18 protein-coding genes are annotated in these 18972 nt (G+C 71.5%); 5 read left to right on the top strand and 13 right to left on the bottom strand.

Annotation, left to right across the window (positions count from 1 at the left end):
* The first annotated feature begins 2 nt into the window (after window positions 1-2).
* On the top strand, window positions 3-1061 hold the full coding sequence (gene cydB / locus KHC27_RS04355) for a cytochrome d ubiquinol oxidase subunit II (RefSeq protein ID WP_213335497.1): 1059 nt from the start codon (window positions 3-5) through the stop codon (window positions 1059-1061).
* 740 nt (window positions 1062-1801) lie between these two features.
* On the opposite strand, the gene KHC27_RS04350 is transcribed toward cydB, so the two are convergent.
* The 3 genes from KHC27_RS04350 to KHC27_RS04340 all read right to left on the bottom strand — a co-directional run bounded on the left by KHC27_RS04350 (window position 1802) and on the right by KHC27_RS04340 (window position 5018).
* Entirely contained in the window at window positions 1802-2737 is a 936-nt protein-coding gene (locus KHC27_RS04350) for an efflux RND transporter periplasmic adaptor subunit (protein WP_213335494.1), read from the bottom strand.
* Window positions 2738-2819: 82 nt separating this feature from the next.
* The gene (locus tag KHC27_RS04345; protein ID WP_213335491.1) at window positions 2820-3026 is read right to left on the bottom strand and encodes a DUF1656 domain-containing protein; all 207 of its coding nucleotides are present in this window, start codon (window positions 3024-3026) and stop codon (window positions 2820-2822) included.
* Window positions 3027-3035: 9 nt separating this feature from the next.
* The gene (locus KHC27_RS04340; RefSeq protein ID WP_246518861.1) at window positions 3036-5018 is read right to left on the bottom strand and encodes an FUSC family protein; all 1983 of its coding nucleotides are present in this window, start codon (window positions 5016-5018) and stop codon (window positions 3036-3038) included.
* 539 nt (window positions 5019-5557) lie between these two features.
* On the opposite strand from KHC27_RS04340, the gene KHC27_RS04335 reads away from it, so the two are divergent.
* The gene (locus KHC27_RS04335) at window positions 5558-6982 is read left to right on the top strand and encodes a two-component system sensor histidine kinase NtrB (RefSeq protein ID WP_213335490.1); all 1425 of its coding nucleotides are present in this window, start codon (window positions 5558-5560) and stop codon (window positions 6980-6982) included.
* On the opposite strand, the gene KHC27_RS04330 is transcribed toward KHC27_RS04335, so the two are convergent.
* From KHC27_RS04330 to KHC27_RS21515, 9 genes are all read right to left on the bottom strand, one after another.
* Window positions 6939-7364 (bottom strand): hypothetical protein, encoded by a 426-nt coding sequence (locus tag KHC27_RS04330; RefSeq protein WP_213335488.1) that lies wholly within the window; start codon window positions 7362-7364, stop codon window positions 6939-6941. The two genes, KHC27_RS04335 and KHC27_RS04330, sit on opposite strands and share 44 nt — an antisense overlap.
* Window positions 7361-8530 (bottom strand): beta-glucosidase, encoded by a 1170-nt coding sequence (locus KHC27_RS04325; RefSeq protein ID WP_213335486.1) that lies wholly within the window; start codon window positions 8528-8530, stop codon window positions 7361-7363. The genes KHC27_RS04330 and KHC27_RS04325 overlap by 4 nt, the downstream gene beginning before the upstream one ends.
* Window positions 8531-8669: 139 nt before the next feature.
* Entirely contained in the window at window positions 8670-9848 is a 1179-nt protein-coding gene (locus KHC27_RS04320) for a glycosyltransferase (protein ID WP_246518859.1), read from the bottom strand.
* 399 nt (window positions 9849-10247) lie between these two features.
* On the bottom strand, window positions 10248-11213 hold the full coding sequence (locus KHC27_RS04315) for a glycoside hydrolase 5 family protein (RefSeq protein WP_213335482.1): 966 nt from the start codon (window positions 11211-11213) through the stop codon (window positions 10248-10250).
* Window positions 11210-11980, bottom strand: a complete 771-nt coding sequence (locus tag KHC27_RS04310) for a TIGR04290 family methyltransferase (RefSeq protein ID WP_213335480.1) — start codon at window positions 11978-11980, stop codon at window positions 11210-11212. Before KHC27_RS04310 ends, KHC27_RS04315 begins: the two co-directional genes overlap by 4 nt.
* Window positions 11981-11998: 18 nt before the next feature.
* Entirely contained in the window at window positions 11999-12598 is a 600-nt protein-coding gene (locus KHC27_RS04305) for a histidine phosphatase family protein (RefSeq protein WP_213335477.1), read from the bottom strand.
* Window positions 12595-13722 (bottom strand): inositol-3-phosphate synthase, encoded by a 1128-nt coding sequence (locus KHC27_RS04300; RefSeq protein ID WP_213335476.1) that lies wholly within the window; start codon window positions 13720-13722, stop codon window positions 12595-12597. Before KHC27_RS04300 ends, KHC27_RS04305 begins: the two co-directional genes overlap by 4 nt.
* Before the next feature lie 197 nt (window positions 13723-13919).
* Entirely contained in the window at window positions 13920-14363 is a 444-nt protein-coding gene (locus tag KHC27_RS21520) for a lasso peptide biosynthesis B2 protein (RefSeq protein ID WP_246518857.1), read from the bottom strand.
* Window positions 14360-14647, bottom strand: coding sequence for a DUF6916 family protein (locus KHC27_RS21515; RefSeq protein WP_246518854.1), 288 nt, complete (start codon window positions 14645-14647; stop codon window positions 14360-14362). The genes KHC27_RS21520 and KHC27_RS21515 overlap by 4 nt, the downstream gene beginning before the upstream one ends.
* Before the next feature lie 83 nt (window positions 14648-14730).
* Between KHC27_RS21515 and KHC27_RS04290 the strand changes: the two genes are divergently transcribed.
* The 3 genes from KHC27_RS04290 to KHC27_RS04280 are packed head-to-tail and all read left to right on the top strand — an operon-like array spanning window position 14731 to window position 16762.
* Window positions 14731-15024, top strand: a complete 294-nt coding sequence (locus tag KHC27_RS04290; RefSeq protein WP_213335472.1) for a PqqD family protein — start codon at window positions 14731-14733, stop codon at window positions 15022-15024.
* Complete coding sequence (locus KHC27_RS04285; RefSeq protein ID WP_213335470.1) at window positions 15021-15929, top strand: HPr kinase/phosphorylase; 909 nt, start codon at window positions 15021-15023, stop codon at window positions 15927-15929. Before KHC27_RS04290 ends, KHC27_RS04285 begins: the two co-directional genes overlap by 4 nt.
* Window positions 15926-16762: a sulfotransferase domain-containing protein gene (locus KHC27_RS04280; RefSeq protein ID WP_213335468.1), complete on the top strand. Its 837-nt coding sequence runs from the start codon at window positions 15926-15928 to the stop codon at window positions 16760-16762. The genes KHC27_RS04285 and KHC27_RS04280 overlap by 4 nt, the downstream gene beginning before the upstream one ends.
* A 96-nt stretch (window positions 16763-16858) precedes the next feature.
* Here KHC27_RS04280 and KHC27_RS04275 read toward each other — a convergent pair whose 3' ends face one another.
* Window positions 16859-18748, bottom strand: a complete 1890-nt coding sequence (locus KHC27_RS04275; protein WP_213335466.1) for an asparagine synthetase B family protein — start codon at window positions 18746-18748, stop codon at window positions 16859-16861.
* Between the last annotated feature and the right edge of the window lie 224 nt (window positions 18749-18972).

The following is an 18972-nucleotide window of genomic DNA, read 5'->3' as shown; positions in this document are numbered from 1 at the left end:
CCATGTTCACCCTGCTGAGCGAGCACGCCGCGCTCGTCTTCGCCGCCGTCGCCGTGTTCTGCGTCGTGGTCTATGTGCTGGCCGACGGCCTCGATCTCGGGGTCGGCATCCTCTTCCTCGCCGCCCCCCGCGATGCCGACCGCGACGTGATGATGGCCAGCATCGAGCCGGTGTGGGACGGCAACGAAACCTGGCTGGTGGCGGGCGGCACGCTGCTGTTCGCCGCCTTTCCCGCCGGCTACTACATCCTGCTGCCGGCCTTCTATCTGCCCATCGTGACCATGCTGTTCGCGCTGATCCTGCGCGGGGTGGCCTTCGGCTTCCGCCTGCAGGCGACCCGCTTCCGGCTGGTCTGGGACATCGCCTTCGCCGGCGGCTCCATGCTGGCGGCGCTGTGCCAGGGCCTGATCCTCGGCGGCCTGATCGACGGTGTTCCCGTCGCGGACGGCATGTTCGCCGGTGGCCCGTTCAGCTTCCTCAGCCTGCTCGGGCTGATGTGCGGGGTCGGCCTCATCGGCGGCTACGGGCTGATCGGGGCGGGCTGGCTGATCATGAAGACGCAGGGCGCCACCCAGATCTTCGCCCGCGAAATCGCCCGCGCCGCGCTCATCCTCGTGGCGGCGGCGATGCTGATCGTCAGCGTCTGGAGCGCCTGGAGCGTGCCGGAGGTGGCGGCACGCTGGTTCAGCCTGCCGAACCTCGTCCTCCTCGCCCCGGTGCCGCTGGTCACGGTCGCGGTCGTCGTGACGATGTGGCGGGGAATCTGGACGGGCCCGGAGAGCCGGACCTTCCTGCTCTCGCTCGGCCTTTTCGTCCTCGGTCTCATCGGCCTTGTCGTCAGCCTGTGGCCCTATGTGGTGCCTCGCAGCGTCACCGTCTGGCAGGGGCTCGCCGATCCGCAGTCCCTCGCCTTCATCGGCGTCGGTCTCGCCATCGTCCTGCCCATCGTGCTGGCCTATCAGGCGCACGCCTACTGGGTGTTCCGCGGCAAGACCGGCTCGGGACACGGCGCCTACGGAACCGATCCGACCCCTGCGGGCCGCCGCCGGAAGCTGCCATGAGCCCGGCCGCGGCGCGCCGCGGCTACCGAAACGGAAGGGGGCGCGGCGGGTCTCGTCGCGCCGCTCGCGATGTCGGGCTGCGGCCAGCGCCACGGCAAGGCCGGCGCCGCGGAGCGGCCCGCCGGCTCTCGCCGCCCCCCGATTTCCCGCTCTATCCTCCCGGCCGACGCCCGCCGCCCTCGTGGCGGCCACCGGCGTCCTGTTCCATGACCTCCCCAAGGGGTTCCTTCCGAAGGACACCGGGCTGATCGCCGGCTCGGCGGCTCGGCATGGACCCCTCGCCGCGGGCGAGCCCTCCCCTGGTCGCGGCAGCTCTCCTGGCGGTCCAGCCGTTCCCCGGCGTGCCGCATGACAGCCGTGTCCCTCCTCTCGCCGTGCCGGTCGCGCGCCAGAAGCTCGCCCTCCGAGGCATGCCGGCGATCTCCCTCCATCTCGACCGGCTGAGATGCGCGAGGCCCCGCCCCGCCGGCCCGCGCCGGGCTGCGGCTCGCATGGGTTCCGCCCGGCGATGCGCCGGCCGGAGAAACGTGCGACCCCTCGCCGGCGGCAGAGGCCGGCGAGGGGTGGCCGCTCGCTCCACGCCCCCTCCACCTTCCGCACGGAACGCGAGCGCCCGCCCCTGCCGGTAGGCACGGGTCGGGCGGCAGCTCCGGCGTGGCAGGATCGGGGGTGGCGGGATCGGGGGCGGCGGGATCGGGACTGGAGAGCCGCCGCGTTGTCCGATCGGGCGGCCCGGCGTTTCAGCGGGGCGCGGAGGTGTCGACCGGCGACGGGGCGGAACCGGGGACGATGGAAATGCTCGCCGTGAGGCCGGCCGACAGGACCACGGAGGGCGGGACATCGTCGAGAACGACCCGCACCGGCACGCGCTGCGCGAGGCGCACCCAGGTGAAGACGGGATTGACGGTCGCGAGGCCGGAACCGTCGGGCTCCGCGTTGGAAACCGCGATCCCGCGCCCGATGCCCGTCACATGGCCGGCCAGCCGCCCGGGATAGGCCATCAGCGACACCTCGGCGCGATCGCCGACGTGGATGTTGCTCAGCAGGTTTTCCTCGAAATAGCCGTCCACCCAGAAGCTGCCGCTGTCGACGACGGAGAGCGCCCGTTGGCCGGCGGTGGCGAAATCGCCGGCCTGGGTCAGCAGATTGGTGACATAGCCGCTCACGGGAGAGACGATCCGGGTACGGCTGAGATCGAGCTTCGCCTTGTCGCGCTCGGCGAGCGCCCGCTGATACGCCGCGGCCGCCATGTCCGCCGCCGCCGCGAAGCTCTGCTTCTCCTCGTCCGACACGGCAATGGAGCTGAGGCGGGAACGGCGCTCGGCCTCGGCCTGCTTGTTGTCGACATCCGCCCTGGCCTCGGCGACGGCGGCCTCGGCATTGGCCAGTGCGATCTGGAAGTCGTCGGGCTCGATCACCATCAGCAGGTCGCCCTTGTGGACGAACTGGTCGGCCTTGACCGGAAGGTCGACGATCCGCCCGGAGATCTGCGGCGCGACCGTGACGACATAGGCCCGCACGGTGCCGTCCCGGGTCCAGGGCGTCGTCATGTAGGCGAGCCACATGCGCCACCCCAGCGCCCCGGCAACGCACACCGCGGCGAGGGTGAGGAGCACGCGGATCGCGGGCATGAGGTCCGGCATCCGCCTGCCGGCAGGCGTATCGAGGCTGTTCATGAATGGGCTCCCATGGCGGGCAGGCGTGGGGGATGGACGGGTGTCGTGGCGGGCGCCGCCCGCCGGCGCGTCCGCGGCGGTGTCACGGCAGGGCTCCGCAGCCGAGCACGATGAGCGACAGGACGATGACGTAGACGCTGAGCTCGAACAGCCCGGCATGCCACACCCGGCGGGCGAGGCCGACGCGCTCGCCGATCATGCGCAGCGGCACCATCGCCACCGAAGCCGCGAGCAGCATCACCGCGAACGGAGCGACATAGACGCCGAGAATGTTGACCTCCGAAAACATGCCCTTCTCCTAGGATTCCGCAGGCTGGATCGGCTCGGGACCGAACAGGGCGGCGTGGGCCGCGACGGCATCCGCCAGCACCGCGACCTGCACCTCGACATGGGCGGAGCCGGACGGCTCGACGATCGCGCCGCCGGCGGCAAGGCGCCCCAGCGTCGCGAGATGCCCGAGGGCGACCGGCAGATCGCCGGCCGCCAGCGCGGCCAGCGCGTCGGCCAGCGGCTTCGCGCCGGGCCCGCCCTCCACCGCCGGGCGCAGGCGCGTGACGGCGAGGCCGACCGCCAGCAGGGCCAGCAGGGCGCCGTGCTGCTCGGGCGTGGCCTGCGGGGGAATGCTCTCCAGCCGCCGCGTGAGAAGGGCCGTCCATCGCGAACGGTCCCACCCTGCCCGCTTGCGCAGCAGGCGGCCAAGGTCGCGCACCGACAGGCGGATCAGGCGGCGGGCGCGCTGCTCCGGCCCGGGCCCCGGCAGGATCACGAAGAACAGCGCTCCCGCGGCGCTGCCCGCCGTGACGGCGAGCGCCACGTTGACATACCCCACGGGATCGTAGGCGATGGGATTGCCGATCCCGAGAAGCGGCAGGGCCGCGATCGACATGGCGAGAAAGGCGGCGCTGTGCCAGCTGCCCACCTGCATCGCGCCGAGCGGCACATAAAGCAGGAACAGCACCCCCATGAGCGCCGGGAAGCTCGACAGCGCCGGCAGAACCCAGAAATAAAGCCCGCCGCCCAGCGCCGCCATCACGGCGATGCCCGTGGTGTAATCCGCCGCGCGCTGGCGGGCCTCGTCGGCGAAGGACGCGAAGACCAGCGTCGAGATGGCGGTGAAGGCGATCGCATAAGCGCCGCTGGGCCACGCGGTCACGATCCAGAACAGGGTGACGGCGAGCACCGAGAGGACGGCGCGCACCCCCGCGATCCACGCCGGCCGGGCATCGGCCATGACGAAGGGCTGCCGGCCCGCCCGCAGGCGCGGGCCCTCGCGGCGGCGAAGCAGGATCACGGCGTCGATCAGGGCGGCGAGGCAGGTCGCCACGTCCCGGGCGGCATCGGCCGCGATGCGCCCGGACACCGCGTCGTCCGCCGTCGCGGCACGCAGGGCCTCGATGTCGGCGAGGGTCCGCTCGACCTCCGCCCTCACCCCCGGCGGGTCGCGCTCCGGCCCCACCGGGTCGATCCGGGCGAGGCGCCGCGCCAATTCCCGCTGGATCGGGCGTGCATCGCCCGCCATGCCGAAGGGATGGCGGCTGACCGTCCGCCACGCCACGAGCGCATCGACCAGGCGGGCGCAGGCGATGCGGAAATACGCCCGGCGGCTGTACAGAAAGGCGGTCTCGCCGATGGCGGCGTCGATGGCGGCGTTCAGCGGCGTGAGAGCCTTCACGACATTGCGCCGCGCCGCCTGCATGGAAGGGGTTTCGCTGTCGCCGGCGAGCGTCTCGAGAAAGCCGTCGCGAAGCTGCAGCGCGGTGCGCTCCATCAGGCCGGCGAGGGCAAGCCGGGCCGCACCGGGCTCGGTGAGCCGCATGACGACGGCCGCCGCCGCGATGCCGATGCAGATCTCGCTGACCCGGGTGAGGGCGAGGAAAAATGCGGCCGTCGGATCGGCGACGCTGTCGGCGAAGAGAATGGCCGCGGTGATGCCGGCCAGTCCGGCGGCATAGGCGCCGGAGTTCCGCAGCAGCACGACCGCCCACCCGCACAGACCGCACCACAGCGACAGGCTCAGGATCATGGCGACGCGCTGCTGGGGAAACAGCGACAACAGCGCCACCAGCACCAGCGCGCCAATGATGGTGCCCAGCGCGCGGAACCGGCCCTTCTGCAGCGAGGCGCCGAGATTCGGCTGGCAGACGATGGCCGCGGTGGTGGCGGCCCAGAACGGGTTTGGCAGCTCCAGATAATAGGTCGTGAACAGGGCGAGGCAGACCGAGGAAGCAAGGCGCAGCCCGAACAGCAGCCGGGGAAGAAAGGGGGTGCGGGCCGCCGCCATGATCCGGTCCACCCGGATCGCGGGGCCTCTTGCCGCTCTGTGCGTTTCGCCGTCCGGGCTCATCTGCTCGTCGCCAGTTCCACCGCTGGGAGAGCCCGAACATCAAGCACGCCGGGGACGGGGGAAATTATACGTCACATCGCCGGACCTGAACCTTGGTTTAGCCCCCCGCCGCAGCCCGCGCCGGTGGCCGCGGCGGCGGGCGGACCGCCGCCGGCGCGCGGGGCATATCCCCGGAGGATGCGGACATACCTTGATATGACAGCAACGCGCGATCCCGCCTGCCATAGTGCCGGGCAGAGGCGCGGTTCCGGCCGGTCGCCGGCAACCACGCCCCGCCACCGACGCAGAGCGGAGGACACCACCCGGAAGACGCGCTGGCGAAGGCCGAATCCGGCAGCGACCGGCTTCCCGGGGGGGCCTCCGCCGGGCGCCTCGGGCGACCGTCACACCGCAGAGGGACCAACGACATCATGCCCCGCCTCAGCGGCATCGCATCGGCAACGCAATCCCGGCCGGGTTGGCTCGGTCATGCTCTCGTGGCGACGCTGTGCCTGGCCATTTTTCTCGTCGACACCCTCTCGCCGCTCGATATGGCCATCGCGGTCCTCTATGGCGTCGTCGTCCTCGTCTCCTCCTCCTGGTTCGGGACAAGGGGGCTGATCGCCATCGGGGCGGGATGCGCCGGCCTCGCCGTCGGCAGTTTCCTCATCATCCACGCGCAGGACTACAACCTCGCCTCGGTGATGCGCTGCCTGGTCAGCATCGCCGCCATCGGGGTGACGACCCTGTTGTGCCTGCGCAACGAGGCCACGACCGCCTCGCTGCGCGACCAGGCCGCGCTGCTCGACCTGTCCCACGACGCGATCTTCGTCCGCGCCCCCTCGGACGCTATCGTCTACTGGAACGGCGGGGCGGAGCGGCTCTATGGCTGGTCGCGCGAGGAAGCGCTGGGGCATGCCGCCGGCACGCTGCTGCGAACCGTGCTGCCGGCGCCGCGCAGCCAGATCATGGCCAGCCTCCACGCCACCGGCTTCTGGGAAGGCGAGGTGCGGCACACCACGCGCGACGGCCGGGAGGTCACCTGCCTCAGCCGGTGGTCGGCGCAGCGCGATGCGCGGGGCCGCAGCCTTGGGACGCTGGAAACGAACCACGACATCACGGCCCGCAAGACGGCCGAGCACGACCTGCGGCAGGCAGAGGCCGCCCTGGCCGAGGTGACGCGCGTGAGCACGCTCGGCGCCCTCACCGCCTCCATCGCCCATGAGGTGAACCAGCCGCTGGCGGCCGTCATCACCAGCGGCGAGGCATGCCTGCGCTGGTTGCGCCGGCCGGTGCCGGACATCGCCGAAGCGGAGGAAACGGTGCAGCGGATGATCGCCAACGGACGCCGCGCGAGCGAGGTCATCGCGCGGCTGCGCGCCCTGGCCCGGCGCGACCCGCCCGATCACCGGCCGATCGACCTGAGCGAACTGGTGGAGGACAGCCTGCCGCTGCTGGAGTGGGAGCTCGCCAGCCATCGGGTTCGTCTCGCGCTCCGGCTCGCCCCCGCCCTCCCCCGCATCGGCGGGGACCGCGGCCAGCTTCAGCAGGTCCTCATCAATCTGGCGCTCAACGCCCTGCACGCGATGGATGCGGTGCCGGAGGCGGACCGCACGCTCACGATCCGCACCGCCCTCCGGCAGGCCGGCGCGGGGCCCGGGAACGGAGGCGAGGTCGCCGTGACGGTGGAAGATGCCGGTCCCGGCGCGCCGCCGGAGACGCTGGAGTCCCTGTTCGCGCCATTCTTCTCCACCCGGGACGACGGAATGGGGCTCGGCCTCTCGGTCGCCCGCTCCATTGTCGAGGCGCATGGCGGCCGGCTCGTCGCACAGCCCGGCGCGGCAGCGGGGCTGTGCCTCACCTTCACCCTTCCGGTCCTCAGCGAGCCCTCGCTGGCTCCTGCCGAGGGCGTCGGGCTGTGAACCGCACGGCAGGCGCGACCGCCCCCGCGCCCCGCCCTGCCCGCGCGCCGCTCCGCGGCCGGCAGCGCATCGACCGACCCGCCAGCCGGTCGAAGAGATCAAGCCGCATATCGAACCCGATGCCGATGGTGGTGCGGCAGCAGAGCCATCCGGTGAGGCGCCACAGGACGCTTTCCATCGCGATCAGGCCGAGAAAGCCGGCCACCGCGCAGGCGGCCGCGAGCGCCACCAGCGCGGTGAGCGCGACCACGGGGCCGCGCCAGCGCCGGAGATGGCGCCGGGGGAACGGCCCCGCCGACAGCAACTCCGTCGCCTGCGTCCGCGCGCGGTCCTTCGCGCCGGCGAGCGCTATGGCGCCGGCCTCGTCGCAGCGTGCGGTCATGGGGCCGCCAGCATCCCGGTGCCCGTGCGACTGCCGCAGGAGGGCGCGGGAAAGCCGGCGAACAGCGCCTGCTGGCGCGCAAGCTCGGCGGCGAAGGCAGGGTGGACGGAACGCGCGCCCCACGGATCGAGCGGCGAGAGCAGGCCGGTCGCGCAGATCCGGTCATTGTCCCAGCCGGGATAGTCGAGGACGGGATAGAGGCACAGGCCGACGAGCGGCACCCCGGCCTGCAGCGCCACGCGCGCCTCGTCGCACACATAATGCAGCCAGGCCGCCCGCGCGCTGCCCTCGGCCCCGGTCTCGGAGACGAGCAGCGGGCGCCCGTAGCGCCGGTGCACCTCCCCGAGCAGATCGGCCAGCGGCCGGTACGCATGATGGCCGAGCGGTAGGATGCTGCCGCCCAGCGCCCACTGGTTGGAGGGGTAGAAATTGACACCGACCATGTCGAGCAGGTCCTCCCGCCCCCCGAGTTCCGGCGCGAGCCGGCCGCAGATCATGTCGCAGGCTTCGAACTGGGAGAGGTGATAGGCCTCGGCCGCCTGCCGCGCTTCCGCGTCCGTGCCGGAAGGGGCGACGTGGATGAGGGGCTCCGCGGTGATGAACCGGGCGGCCGGCGCTTCCGCCCGCACCGCCCTGGTGGCGGCAATGGCGGCGCGGGCGAGCTGGCGCTTCAGTTTGGAACCGCGGCGCTGCGCGAAGGGCGCGATATGCCCGAGCTCGCCTCCGGCCCAGGACCAGAACGAGATTTCATTGATCGGGCAGACGAACGGTGCCGTTTCGCCTTCTTCGCGCAACACCCGCGCGGCGGCGGCGGCGAAATCGGCAAAGCGCTCGACGAAGCCGACCGACCAGATGTCGATGCGGTCCGGCCAGCCATAATGGCAGAGGTCCCACACCACCTGCACGTCGGCGCGCCGGGCGGCCGCGGCCATGCCCCTCAGGCTCGACCAGTCGTAAAGCCCCGGGCCGCGCTCGATGAGGTGCCAGCGCAGGCCGTCGCGCATGGCCTCGATACCGAGCGCCTTGAGCTGGCGGTAATCGGCTTCCGCGTGGCGGTCATGTCCCGTCGCCGCGATCAGGTCGAGGCGCTCCCCATCCCCGCGCCGGTGGGTCGAGCATTCGAACCCGCCCAGGAAGAGGCTGCGGAACGGCGAGGCTGGGGTCACGGGCTTCCCTCCCGATGGCGGGTGACGGCGGCACCGCGGCGATGCCCCGGCCCGTCAGGCGGACCGGACGGCCTCGATGCGTGGCCCGCGCGGACGCCCGCCTTGGGCCCTCCCCGGCCGAGCGTGCCGCGCGGACCGCTCAGAGGTTCGGGCCGGCGGCAACGGCGGCGGGCGTTCCCGCGCCGGCGCGAACCGTGACCGGCTGCCGCGAGCGCAGGATGAGCCGGTTCATGTCGGCCCAGGTGCGATCCCACGACATGGTGGCGAGATGGCCATCGACCGCCGCGATCCAGTCGCGCCGCGGCCGCTCCAGCACGTCGGAAAGACGGGCCTCCGCCTCGGCGGCGTCCTCCGCCAGCTGCACCAGCCCGCGCCGGCCATAGGGGTCGACCACGTCGGCGATGGGTGTCGAGACGACGGGAAGGCCGGCGGCAAGGAACTCGGGCGTCTTGGTCGGGCTGATGAAGCGGGTGGACTCGTTGCGGGCGAACGGCATGAAGCCGGCGTCCCATCCGGCGAGATAGTCCGGCAGCGCCTCATAGCGGCGCCCGCCCAGCCAGTGCAGGTTCGACGATCGCGGGAGAATGGCGGGGTCGATCTTCACCACCGGCCCGATGAGGACGAAATGCCAGTCCGGCCGGCGCCGCGCCAGCGCGCCGACGAGATCGACGTCCATCCGTTCGTCGATCACCCCGAAGAAGCCGATGCGGGGATGGGCGATCCCCGCCTGATCCACCGGGTCCGGCTGCGCAGGCCGGCGGGCCCGGGCGAAATGCGCGGCATCGACGCTGGAGGGAAAGGCATGGACGCTGCGGTGCCGGCCCCGCTTGGCCGCATAGAGGCTGTGTCCGCCGGTGAAGACCAGATCGGCGCGCCGGAACAACGCCTCCTCCTGCGCGAGAAGATGGGCGGGCGCGCCGAGAAAGGCGGAAAGCTCGTCCATATTGTCATAGACCACCGCGTCCGCCCGGATGCCCTGACTGAAGGCCATCGCCATCGGCGTGTAGTACCACAGCACCCGCCCGCCGCCCGGCGCGCCGAGATGGGGGCGGAGCAGCGCCTGAACCAGCGCCGGAACCCGCTGTTCGGCAACGCTCTCCGGCAAGACGGGCACCAGAACGGTGACCGCACCGCGCCGGTGCATCTCCATGGCGGGCTCGGCACCCGGCCGCCGCACCGGCTCCTCGACGAACAGCACATCGTACTGCGCCGCCGCCCGGGACATCAGGTGCTGCGGGCGCTGATAGACGAAATCCCAACGGAGATGAGAGAAGCACACGAGTTGCGGGCGCGAAAAGCCGGTCGGCATCGCAGTCATCGGCATCTCCAGAGTTTTGCGGCAGGAAGCGACACCGAACGATGCGCGGTGATAAGTATCTTGTAAAAAAAGACCCACGTTCAACAGAACGGAATAAGTTTTGTTCCTGTCGGCCTCGTTTTGATAGGCAAAAATATATACGGAATCTCGTAGTAATAATTCGCCGACGTTTACCAAAATGTACGTCGGCACATCAGTGGAATCCCGGGAATTTACCGCCGGGTCGACGGCCTCGATATGCCGTGCAGGGCGCTTCCGCGAGGGGACATCGCCCCACGCGGAAGAAGCGGCGGCAGATGCCGGCACGCCGCCGGCATCGCGTCGATGTGGCCTTGGACCGGGCGCCCTGACGCCGGGCGCCCGGTGAGGTGACCGGACAGGCGCGGCGGTGCCGCGGCTTTACAGCGCCGGCGCGCCGGCGGGCTGCCGCGTGGCGGGCGGCGCGAGGGCGGCGCCCGGCGCCGCTTCCATGCGGGTGCCCGCCCCGTAGCGGCGGATCATGCGGCCGCAGAACTCGGCGAATTCCTCCGCCACCGCGGGCGGGCTGCTGTGGTGGGGCGCAAGGCCGCGATGCTCCGGGGTGAAGCAGAACGTCACCGTGACGTCGAAGCCGTCGAGCGCCGTCATCAGCCGGTCGAACCAGCGGTCGGCCTCCGGGCGGAAGCTGTCGGCCCAGGACAGACCGGTGCGGAGATAGCCGACGCCGAGCCGCTTCATCCAGGCCACCGCGTCGTCGAGCCGGGGGTCTTCGAAATGAAACCACTGCACCAGCCCCATCGCGGGGGTGTAGCGGGCGAACTCCTTCAGCGCCGGCTTGGGGGTGCCGTCGGCGCGCAGCAGACCCATGTGGAAATGGCGGTAATAGGAGGAGCCTTCCGCCTCCTTGTGGCGGGTGGTGGCGCCCCATGCCATCGGCAGGTCGTAGAGGCTGTACCAGTGCACCCGCGGCGCCCGGCCCAGCAGCAGCTCGGCGGTGCGGTTCAGCCCCCAGCGCTGCACCTCGTCCGCGCCGAAGGTGGAGATGCCGACCTCGCTGACCCAGATCGGCAGCTCGGTGACGCCGCGGATCTCGGCGATCTTGGCGGGCCACTCGTCGATCTGCCACAGGTTCCAGTCGAGCGGAAACCCGTGCACCGCCACCGCCTCGACGTGATCGAGCACCCCCCTCGCCTTCATGTTCGCCATGAAGCCGGGGTCGATCGGCGAGATGCCGCCCAGCACCCGGGGCAGGCGCGGGTTCTCGCGGGCGATGGCCTGTCCCGCCAGCACCGCCATCCGCGCGAACAGCGCCCAGTCGGGATCGAGTTCCGGGTCCCAGTGCGACTTGTTGTTGGGCTCGTTCCAGATCATCGCGGCTTCGATCATGCGTCGTCTCTCCGTGCTGCGCCCCGCCTGGGATAGACCGCCCCTCCACCCGCCGGCGCCGCCGCGGCCCGGCACAGATAGACCTCCTCCTCGGGATGGCCGGTAATCTCGAAGCCGGAGGAGCGCAGCATGGCCTCCACCCCGGCGCGGTTCGGCACCCACCAGTTGGTGGGATCGTCGGCGTAGCGGTGCTCGATGAAATGCAGCCGGGGAAAGCCGGGCTCGTGGAAGGGCTCGGTGTCGGCGAAGGCGGCGTTCTCCGGCGCCTCGCAGACGGCGCGGCTGCCGCGCAGCATCGACTGGAACACCATGAGATCGCCCACCACATGCTCGCGGACGAGATCGAGCGCCAGCAGCGGGTGGCGCAGATGGTAGAGCACGCCCATGAACAGCACGACGTCGAACCGTTCGCCGAGGGCGGCGACGTCGTAGACGGAGAGCTTCTCAAAGGCGATGTCGAGCTCGGCAACCTCCGCGGCGAAGCGTGCCTGCGCGAGATAAGCCTCGTCGAAATCGATGCCCAGCACCCGGTCGGCGCCGCGCCGCTTCATCTCCAGCGCGTAGAAGCCGGCATTGCAGCCGATGTCGAGCACGGACCTGCCGGTGAGGTCGGCCGGCAGCGCGGCGGCGAAGCGCTTCCACTTGGTGCGGGGATAGTCGCCGAGGAAATGGCCCGGCGCGGTCGCCACGCCGCCGAGGTCGAGATTGTGGAACCACGGTCCCAGCGCGGTCACGCGCTGCTCGATTTGCGTTCGCGTCAGCTTCATGGGCCCTCCCCTGCGCCGTCAGTCCACCGGCTCGTTGAGCCCGGCCAGCCGCGCGCCCTGGGCGTCGATCACCAGCCGGGTGAGCGAGGCGGGCGCGATCTCCAGCCGCCACCAGTCGTCGAGCCGAAGCCCGAGGTGGTACATCACCACCGCCTTGATCACGTCGGCATGGCTGACCACCGCCAGCGTTCCGGCCTCGCCATGTTCCGCGGCGAGCGTCGCCAGCGCCGCCACCGCCCGCGCCTGCACATCGACCATCGCCTCGCCATTCGGCGTGCGGGCGAGGCTGCGGCGCTCGTTCCACAACCTCCAGCCGGCATCGGCATCGAGTTCCGCGAAGCGGCGGCCGGACCATGCGCCGAAGTCGATCTCGTCCAGCGCCGGCACCACGCGCGGCCCCGCCAGCCCGCAGACGAGGGCGATTGCCTCTGCCGTCTCGACCGCCCGCTCGCGGGGGCTGGAATAGAGCCCGGCGATGGCCATGCCGCGCAGCCGCTCGCCCAGCCGCCGCGCCTGCGCCTGCCCGGCGGGGCCGAGCCGCACGCCGGGCAGGCGCCCGGAAAGAACCTCGCCCACCGTGTCGTGGGCGGCGTGGCGCAGCAGCAGGAAGGTCGTCACATGTCCGCGCCCTTGGCCGCGCCCTTGCCGGCCCCGGTCGCCGCACCGTCGATCCCGTCGATGAAGCGGCGGGTGAGTTCGCGGGCCTCGTCGTCGGTGAACTGCTGGGGCGGCGACTTCATGAAGTAGCTGGAGGGGCCGATCAGCGGGCCGCACTGGCCGCGGTCCATCGCGAGCTTGGCGCAGCGCACCGCGTCGATCACCACGCCGGCGGAATTGGGCGAATCCCACACCTCCAGCTTGACCTCGGCGTTCAGCGGCACGCCGCCGAAGCTGGTGCCCTCCAGCCGGATATAGGCCCATTTGCGGTCCGCGAGCCACGGCACATAGTCGCTGGGCCCGACATGGACATCGTCGGCCGGCAGCGGCACGTCGAGCTGGCTGGTGACGGACTGGGTCTTGGAGACTTTCTTCGACGACAGCCGCTCGCGCTCCAGCATGTTCTGGAAATCGGTGTTGCCGCCGAAATTGAGCTGGTAGGTGTGGTCGAGCCGCACGCCGCGCTCACGGAACAGATTGGCGAGCACGCGGTGCACGATGGTGGCGCCGACCTGGCTCTTGATGTCGTCGCCGATGATCGGCAGCCCCCGCGCGGCGAAGCGCTCCGCCCAGTCGCGGCGCGAGGCGATGAAGACCGGCAGGCAGTTCACCACGCCGCACCCCGCCTCCAGCGCCCGCTCCATGTACCATTCGCTGGCGCGCTGCGAGCCGACCGGCAGATAGGACACCAGGACATCGGTGCCGGTGTCGGCGAGCACCTGCGCGACATCCACCGGCGGGGCCGGGGATTCCGGCATCGCCTCGGCGACATAGCGGCCGATGCCGTCCAGCGTCACGCCGCGCCGCACCTCGACGCCCAGGAAGGGAACATCGGCGAAGCGGCGGGTGTTGTTGGGGGGCGCGAGGATCGCCTCGGACAGGTCGAGCCCGACCTTGGTGGTGGTGACGTCGAACGCCGCGGAAATCTCGATGTCGGAGACATGGTAGCCGCCGAGCGTGACGTGCATCAGGCCGGGAATGGGCTCGTTGCCGTCCGCGTCGCGGTAATAGGTCAGCCCCTGCACCAGCGCGGAGGCGCAATTGCCCACCCCGACGATCGCGACACGGAGTTTTCCGTCAGCCACCCTGCACCTCCGCGCGTGAACCCGGGGGTAAATGACTCGGCAGCTTCTTTGTTCCTTGCATCCAGCGGATGCACCACCGCCGTCGCCTCTGTGTGCGGGCCGGGCGGCGTGTGGCGCTGCCGTGCGATGGGGGAAGACGGCGTGTGCCGGCGCGGCGGCGCCATGGCGAAGGTGGCGGCCGAGCCGGCGACGGCGGGCTACGGCTCGGGAAACACGGCGAGCACGGCGAAGCGGTCGCACCCCTCGGTGCCGATGACGTCCTGGGTGCCGGCCCTCACCCAGGCATGGGCGAGGAAAGCCTCGCCCTGCGGCTTGCCGACCCCGTAATGCAGCGTGGCCGCGATGCCGCGACGCCGCAGCATGGCCTGCGCGGCGAGCCCCTGCTCAAGGCACAGCGCCCGGAACGGCACGCGCCGCGCCACGGCGCGGATGGCCCAGCGCAAACGGGCGATCTCCTCCGCCGAAGCCTCCCGCACCGGCCCGTTCGGCCGGCGCGACGCCAACCGCGCCACCCGGCGGAACGGCAGCAGGAGAACCGCCAGCCGCGCCGCCAGCAGGGCGAACAGGGCCTCCAGCAGCAGGGCGCGCCCGCCCGAATCGAGCCGGAGCCAGCGCGCCGGCAGGGAGACGCCGCGTATCAACTGAACACCGCCTGATAGATGAAGTGGTCGTCCTCCTGAGCGATCGGGACGAGGAAGATGTCCATCTCGCCCAGCGCGTCGTTGCGGAGCCGGTGGATCCACTGTTTCAGACAATAGGGCCCCCGGCCGCGAAATCTCAGCTCGAACGGGTCGCTGCGGCCGACAGGCTTCCTCGCGGGCATCGGGTTCGCCGCGAACAGAACGATCTCCAGCGGCTCCGGCAGCCCGACCTCCACCGAAAAGGCTTGCCCGACCCGCGTTGCGAAATGTGCCAGTTCCGTCACCACCGCCTCCAGTAGACGCTTCCGCAGATGGATACATCCACGGTAGTGTCTCATCCTACAATCAAACACTCGGAATGCAAGCTATGAGTGTAGATATTCTATCTGAAGTTGTACGCAAGAAGGGCTATCTCGGCGCCGCGGTCGGCGAGGAGCAGGTGCTGCTGGACATGGAGCACGGCGTCTATATCGGCCTCAACCCGGTGGGATCGGACATCTGGCGGCGGATCGAGCAGCCCAAGGTGGTTGCCGCCCTGTGCGAGGAGCTGCGGGCCGCCTACGACGCCGAGGCCGGGGTGCTCGAAGCCGACGTCCTCGGCTTCCTCGACCGTCTCCTCCGGCAGGACATGATCGAGCTGCGGGCGGCGGCGGATTCATGACGAGCGACAGCTATCTGTGCGGGTGGCGGGTTCGCTCGGAGCTGCCGCTGCCCGAGCTTGCCCCGTGGGTCGGCGACGACCGCGCCCCCGATATCCACGTGCGTCGCGGCGCCGTGCCGGACCGGCTGGAGGGCGCCGTTCAGGATTCGCCCTATCTCCAGGTCGACCCGCGCGGTGCCTGCCGCCTCGACCTGCCGGCGGTCGCGACCTTCCATGTCGACGGGCCGGACCGCGTGGTGGTGGCGCCGCACCCCGAGGCCGACCCGGTCGAGATCCGGCTGTTCCTGCTGGGCTCGGTGCTCGGCTATCTCTGCCATCTGCGCGGGCTGCTGCCGCTGCACGCCTCCTGCGTCGCGATCGAGGGACGGGCGCTCGCCTTCTGCGGCGTCTCCGGGGCGGGGAAATCCACCACCGCGCTGCATCTCGCCCGGCGCGGCCACCTGCTGCTGGCCGACGACGTCTGCGTGGTGGATACCCGTGCCACGCCGATGGCGCTGCCGGCCTTTCCCCGGCTCAAGCTCTGGCAGGACAGCCTGCGCTCGGCGGGGATCGCTGAGTCCGGCCTCGAGCGCAACCGGCCCGGGCAGAACAAGTATCACTACCGCCGGCCGGAGGACTTCGCGACCACGCCGCTTCCCCTCGCCGCGGTCTTCCTGCTCGGGCGGGCGGGGCCCGGGGTTCCGCCGGGCATCGTGCGGCTGAGCAGCCCGATCGAGATCGTGCCGGCGCTGGACCGCGAAGTGTTCCGGCGCGAGACCGCGCAGCAGCTCGGCCGCGCGGCTTCGCTCTTCCTCGCCCAGTCCGCCATCGCCGCCGCCACGCCGGTCTACCGGCTGACCCGGCGCTTCGACCTCGGCGGGATGGACGAATGGCTGGACGCGGTCGAGGCCGTGGCGCGGGGATGACCGGGCTCGTCCTCATCGCCTCCTACCCCAAATCCGGCAACACCTGGATGCGCGCCTTCCTCGCCAGCCTGACGCTCGGCGGCCGCACCCCGGATCTGCATGGGGACATGGAGGCCATTCCCACGCTGGCCGCGCGCGGGCTGCAGGATGCGTTCGCCGGGCTGGAATGCTCTGATCTCACCCCGGCCGAGGTGGCGCGGCTGCGCCCTTATGTCAGCCGCCGCATCGCCGCCGCCCGGCCCGGCCTCTACAAGGTGCACGACGCCAATCTGGCGCCGCCCGGCGCGGCCGAGCCGGCCATTCCGGCGGAGACGATCGACCGCGTGGTCTATGTCGTGCGCGACCCGCGCGACGTCGCCCTCTCCGCCGCGCATCACTTCGGCCAGACGGTGGAGGCCGTGGTGGCGGACCTCGGCGACGAGGCCCACATGATCGGCCGCTCGGCCGCGGGGCTGAACGCCAATGTCGAGCAATGGCTGTCGAGCTGGAGCCGCCATGTGGAAAGCTGGCTCGACGCGCCGGGGCTGCGGCGGCTCTGCGTGCGCTACGAGGATCTGACGGCCCGGCCGGAGGAGACCTTCGCCCAGGTGTGCCGCTTCCTGGAACTGGAGGCTACAGTGGCGGACATTGCCGGCGCCATCGCGGCGACGCGGTTCGAGCGGCTGGCCGCGCGGGAGCAGGAAGACGGTTTCCCCGGCGCGCTCACCGTCTCCGGCAAAGCCTTCTTCCGCAAGGGGCGGGCCGGCGGCTGGCGCGAGGCGCTGGCCCCCGCGCTTGCGGAAAGCATCGCCCGCGACCACGCCGCGACCATGGCCCGCTTCGGCTATCGCTGAGAGGGTTTCGCGCGCGCCGGAAGACGATTCGCCCTAAGGTTGTGCCCGGGTGTGTTCCCTGCCGCGGCAGGGCGCCGCGACCCTTTGGTGATTCGCCTAGCCGTTGCCGCCCTCGACGCGGCGGATGAAGCGACCGGCGGTCAGGCCCCGGCTGAAGGCGCAGAGATAGGCCAGTTCGTCACCGCCCGCCGTGCTCTCCGGCCCCGGCCAGGCGTCGATCAACCGCTCCATCCGCTCGATATCCAGGCATTCGCGGGCGAAGGGGCTGTTGCGCAGCCGGGCCACTTCCTCGCGCAGCGCCGGAATCGCGGCGTCGAAGCCGCGCCGCCAGTCCGCCGCCTGCCGCCCCCGGCGGACCTCCCGCAGCACGGTGTCCGGCACGATGCCCCGCATCGCCCGGCGGATGAGCGAGCGCGGCACCCCGTCCTTGAGATATTGCGAGTCGGGAATCGACAGGCACAGCTCCACCAGCCGACGGTCCAGGGTGGGATCGCGCAGCTCGATGCCGAACAGCCGGCGGGTGCCCATGGCCCACTGGCCGCGATGGTCGGTACGGTCGAGCCCGGCGAGGCGCAGGGCGCGGCTGTCATAGCCCGCCACATTGCGCAGGTTGCAGGCGACATGCTCGGCCCGCTCGGCGACGCCGGCGCGGCCGAGGAAGTCCGGCCGCACGGCGGAATAGTCGTAGAGCCCGCGCTCGGGCTTGCCCGCCAGCGCCCGCAGCCGGCGGCGCAGCCTCACCGGCAGCACCGCATCCGCCGCTATGCCGGCGATGCCGAGCCAGGACCGGCCGGTGCCGCGCCGCAGCTCGGACAGGGTGCGCAGGGCGCCCGGCAGGTCGCCGCGCCGCACCTGACCCGCCACCATATCCCCGCCATTGCCGCCATTATAGCTCATGGTGAAGTTGCCCATGCTGGCCGTCAGCATCACCCCGATGCGGCGCTCCCGCGCCGCGCGGTCGATGCCGTTGATCCAGACCGTGTTGCTGGCATTGAGGACCGGCCAGTCATTGCCGGCCTCGCGCTGCGCCAGCGCATCCAGCAGCGGGGTGCCGTCATTGTCGACCCGGACATGATGGATATTGGGGTAGGCGGCGGCGAGCGCGGCGGCGAACGGCCATTCGTCGGTGAAGCGGTTTGGCTGCTCGCCCGGCGGCAGGCGCGGGGCGGCGGTGAAGGCGGTGAGGCCGCGCCCCTGCGCGGCGAGCTGCCGCGCGGCGAGCGCGGTGACCGAGGAACTGTCCAGCCCTCCGGAAAGCTGGCTGCCGATGCTCTCGCCCTCGCGGATGCGGCAGGCGACGGCCCGCTCCAGCGCCTCCCGCAGCGCCTCCTCATAGTCGGCGTCGCGGGCGAAACGCAGCTCCGGCACCTCCTCCGGCCGCCACCACCGCACGAGGTGCACCTCGCCGCCGCTCCACTCCACCCGGTGGCCCGGCGGCACGCGCTGCACGCCGCGAAAGAAGGTGCGCATCGGCTCGCGCGGCAGCATGGCGAGCCAGGCCGCCATCTGCTGCTCGTCGAACTCGCGGGTCACGTCGGCATAGACCCAGAGGCCGCGCTGCTCGGTGGCGAAGAGCAGGCAGCCGCCCCGCCGCCAGAAGAAGAGGGTGCGCAGCGCGCCCGGGTCGGTCGCCATCAGCAGCCGGCGCGCCCGGCGGTCCCAGACCACGGCGGCGTAATCGCCGATGATGCGCTCGAAACAGTCGGCGCCCCAGCGGCGCCATGCGGCAAGCAGGAGGCCGGCACCGTCCCGCGCTTCGCCGGGCCGGAGGGCCAGCGCCCGCCGCAGCTCCTCCTCATTGTCGATGCGGCCGTCGAACAGGGCGACCACGTCGTCCCGAAGCTGCACCGAGCCGTCGTCGCAGGCGCCGAAGGAGCCGTCCTCCTCGTCCCGCAGCACCTCGCCGCGGGCCCGGCCCAGCTTCAGCGCCGAGAGGCTGCGCACGACGGAGCGGACGGGCATGCCGACGCTACCGCAGATACCCATCGCACCTTCCGCTTAGCCAAACCGACGGCTCAGGACGCGATTCCACACGCCGCGTCGCCCAGAAAATCGCCCGCGGGGGTGCGAACTGGCACCACCCCACGGCTTGGCGGCTGCCACGGGCTCCGCGCCGCGGCAACCAACTGCTCCAGCCCGCAGACTCCGCGGGGTGCTCTACGACTTCTGCCCGGCCGGGAAACGCCGCTTTCCGGCAGATGCGGCGTCGC

Source organism: Ancylobacter lacus (assembly GCF_018390635.1).
GTDB lineage: Bacteria > Pseudomonadota > Alphaproteobacteria > Rhizobiales > Xanthobacteraceae > Ancylobacter > Ancylobacter lacus.
This window is presented reverse-complemented; position numbering and strand designations above follow the sequence as displayed.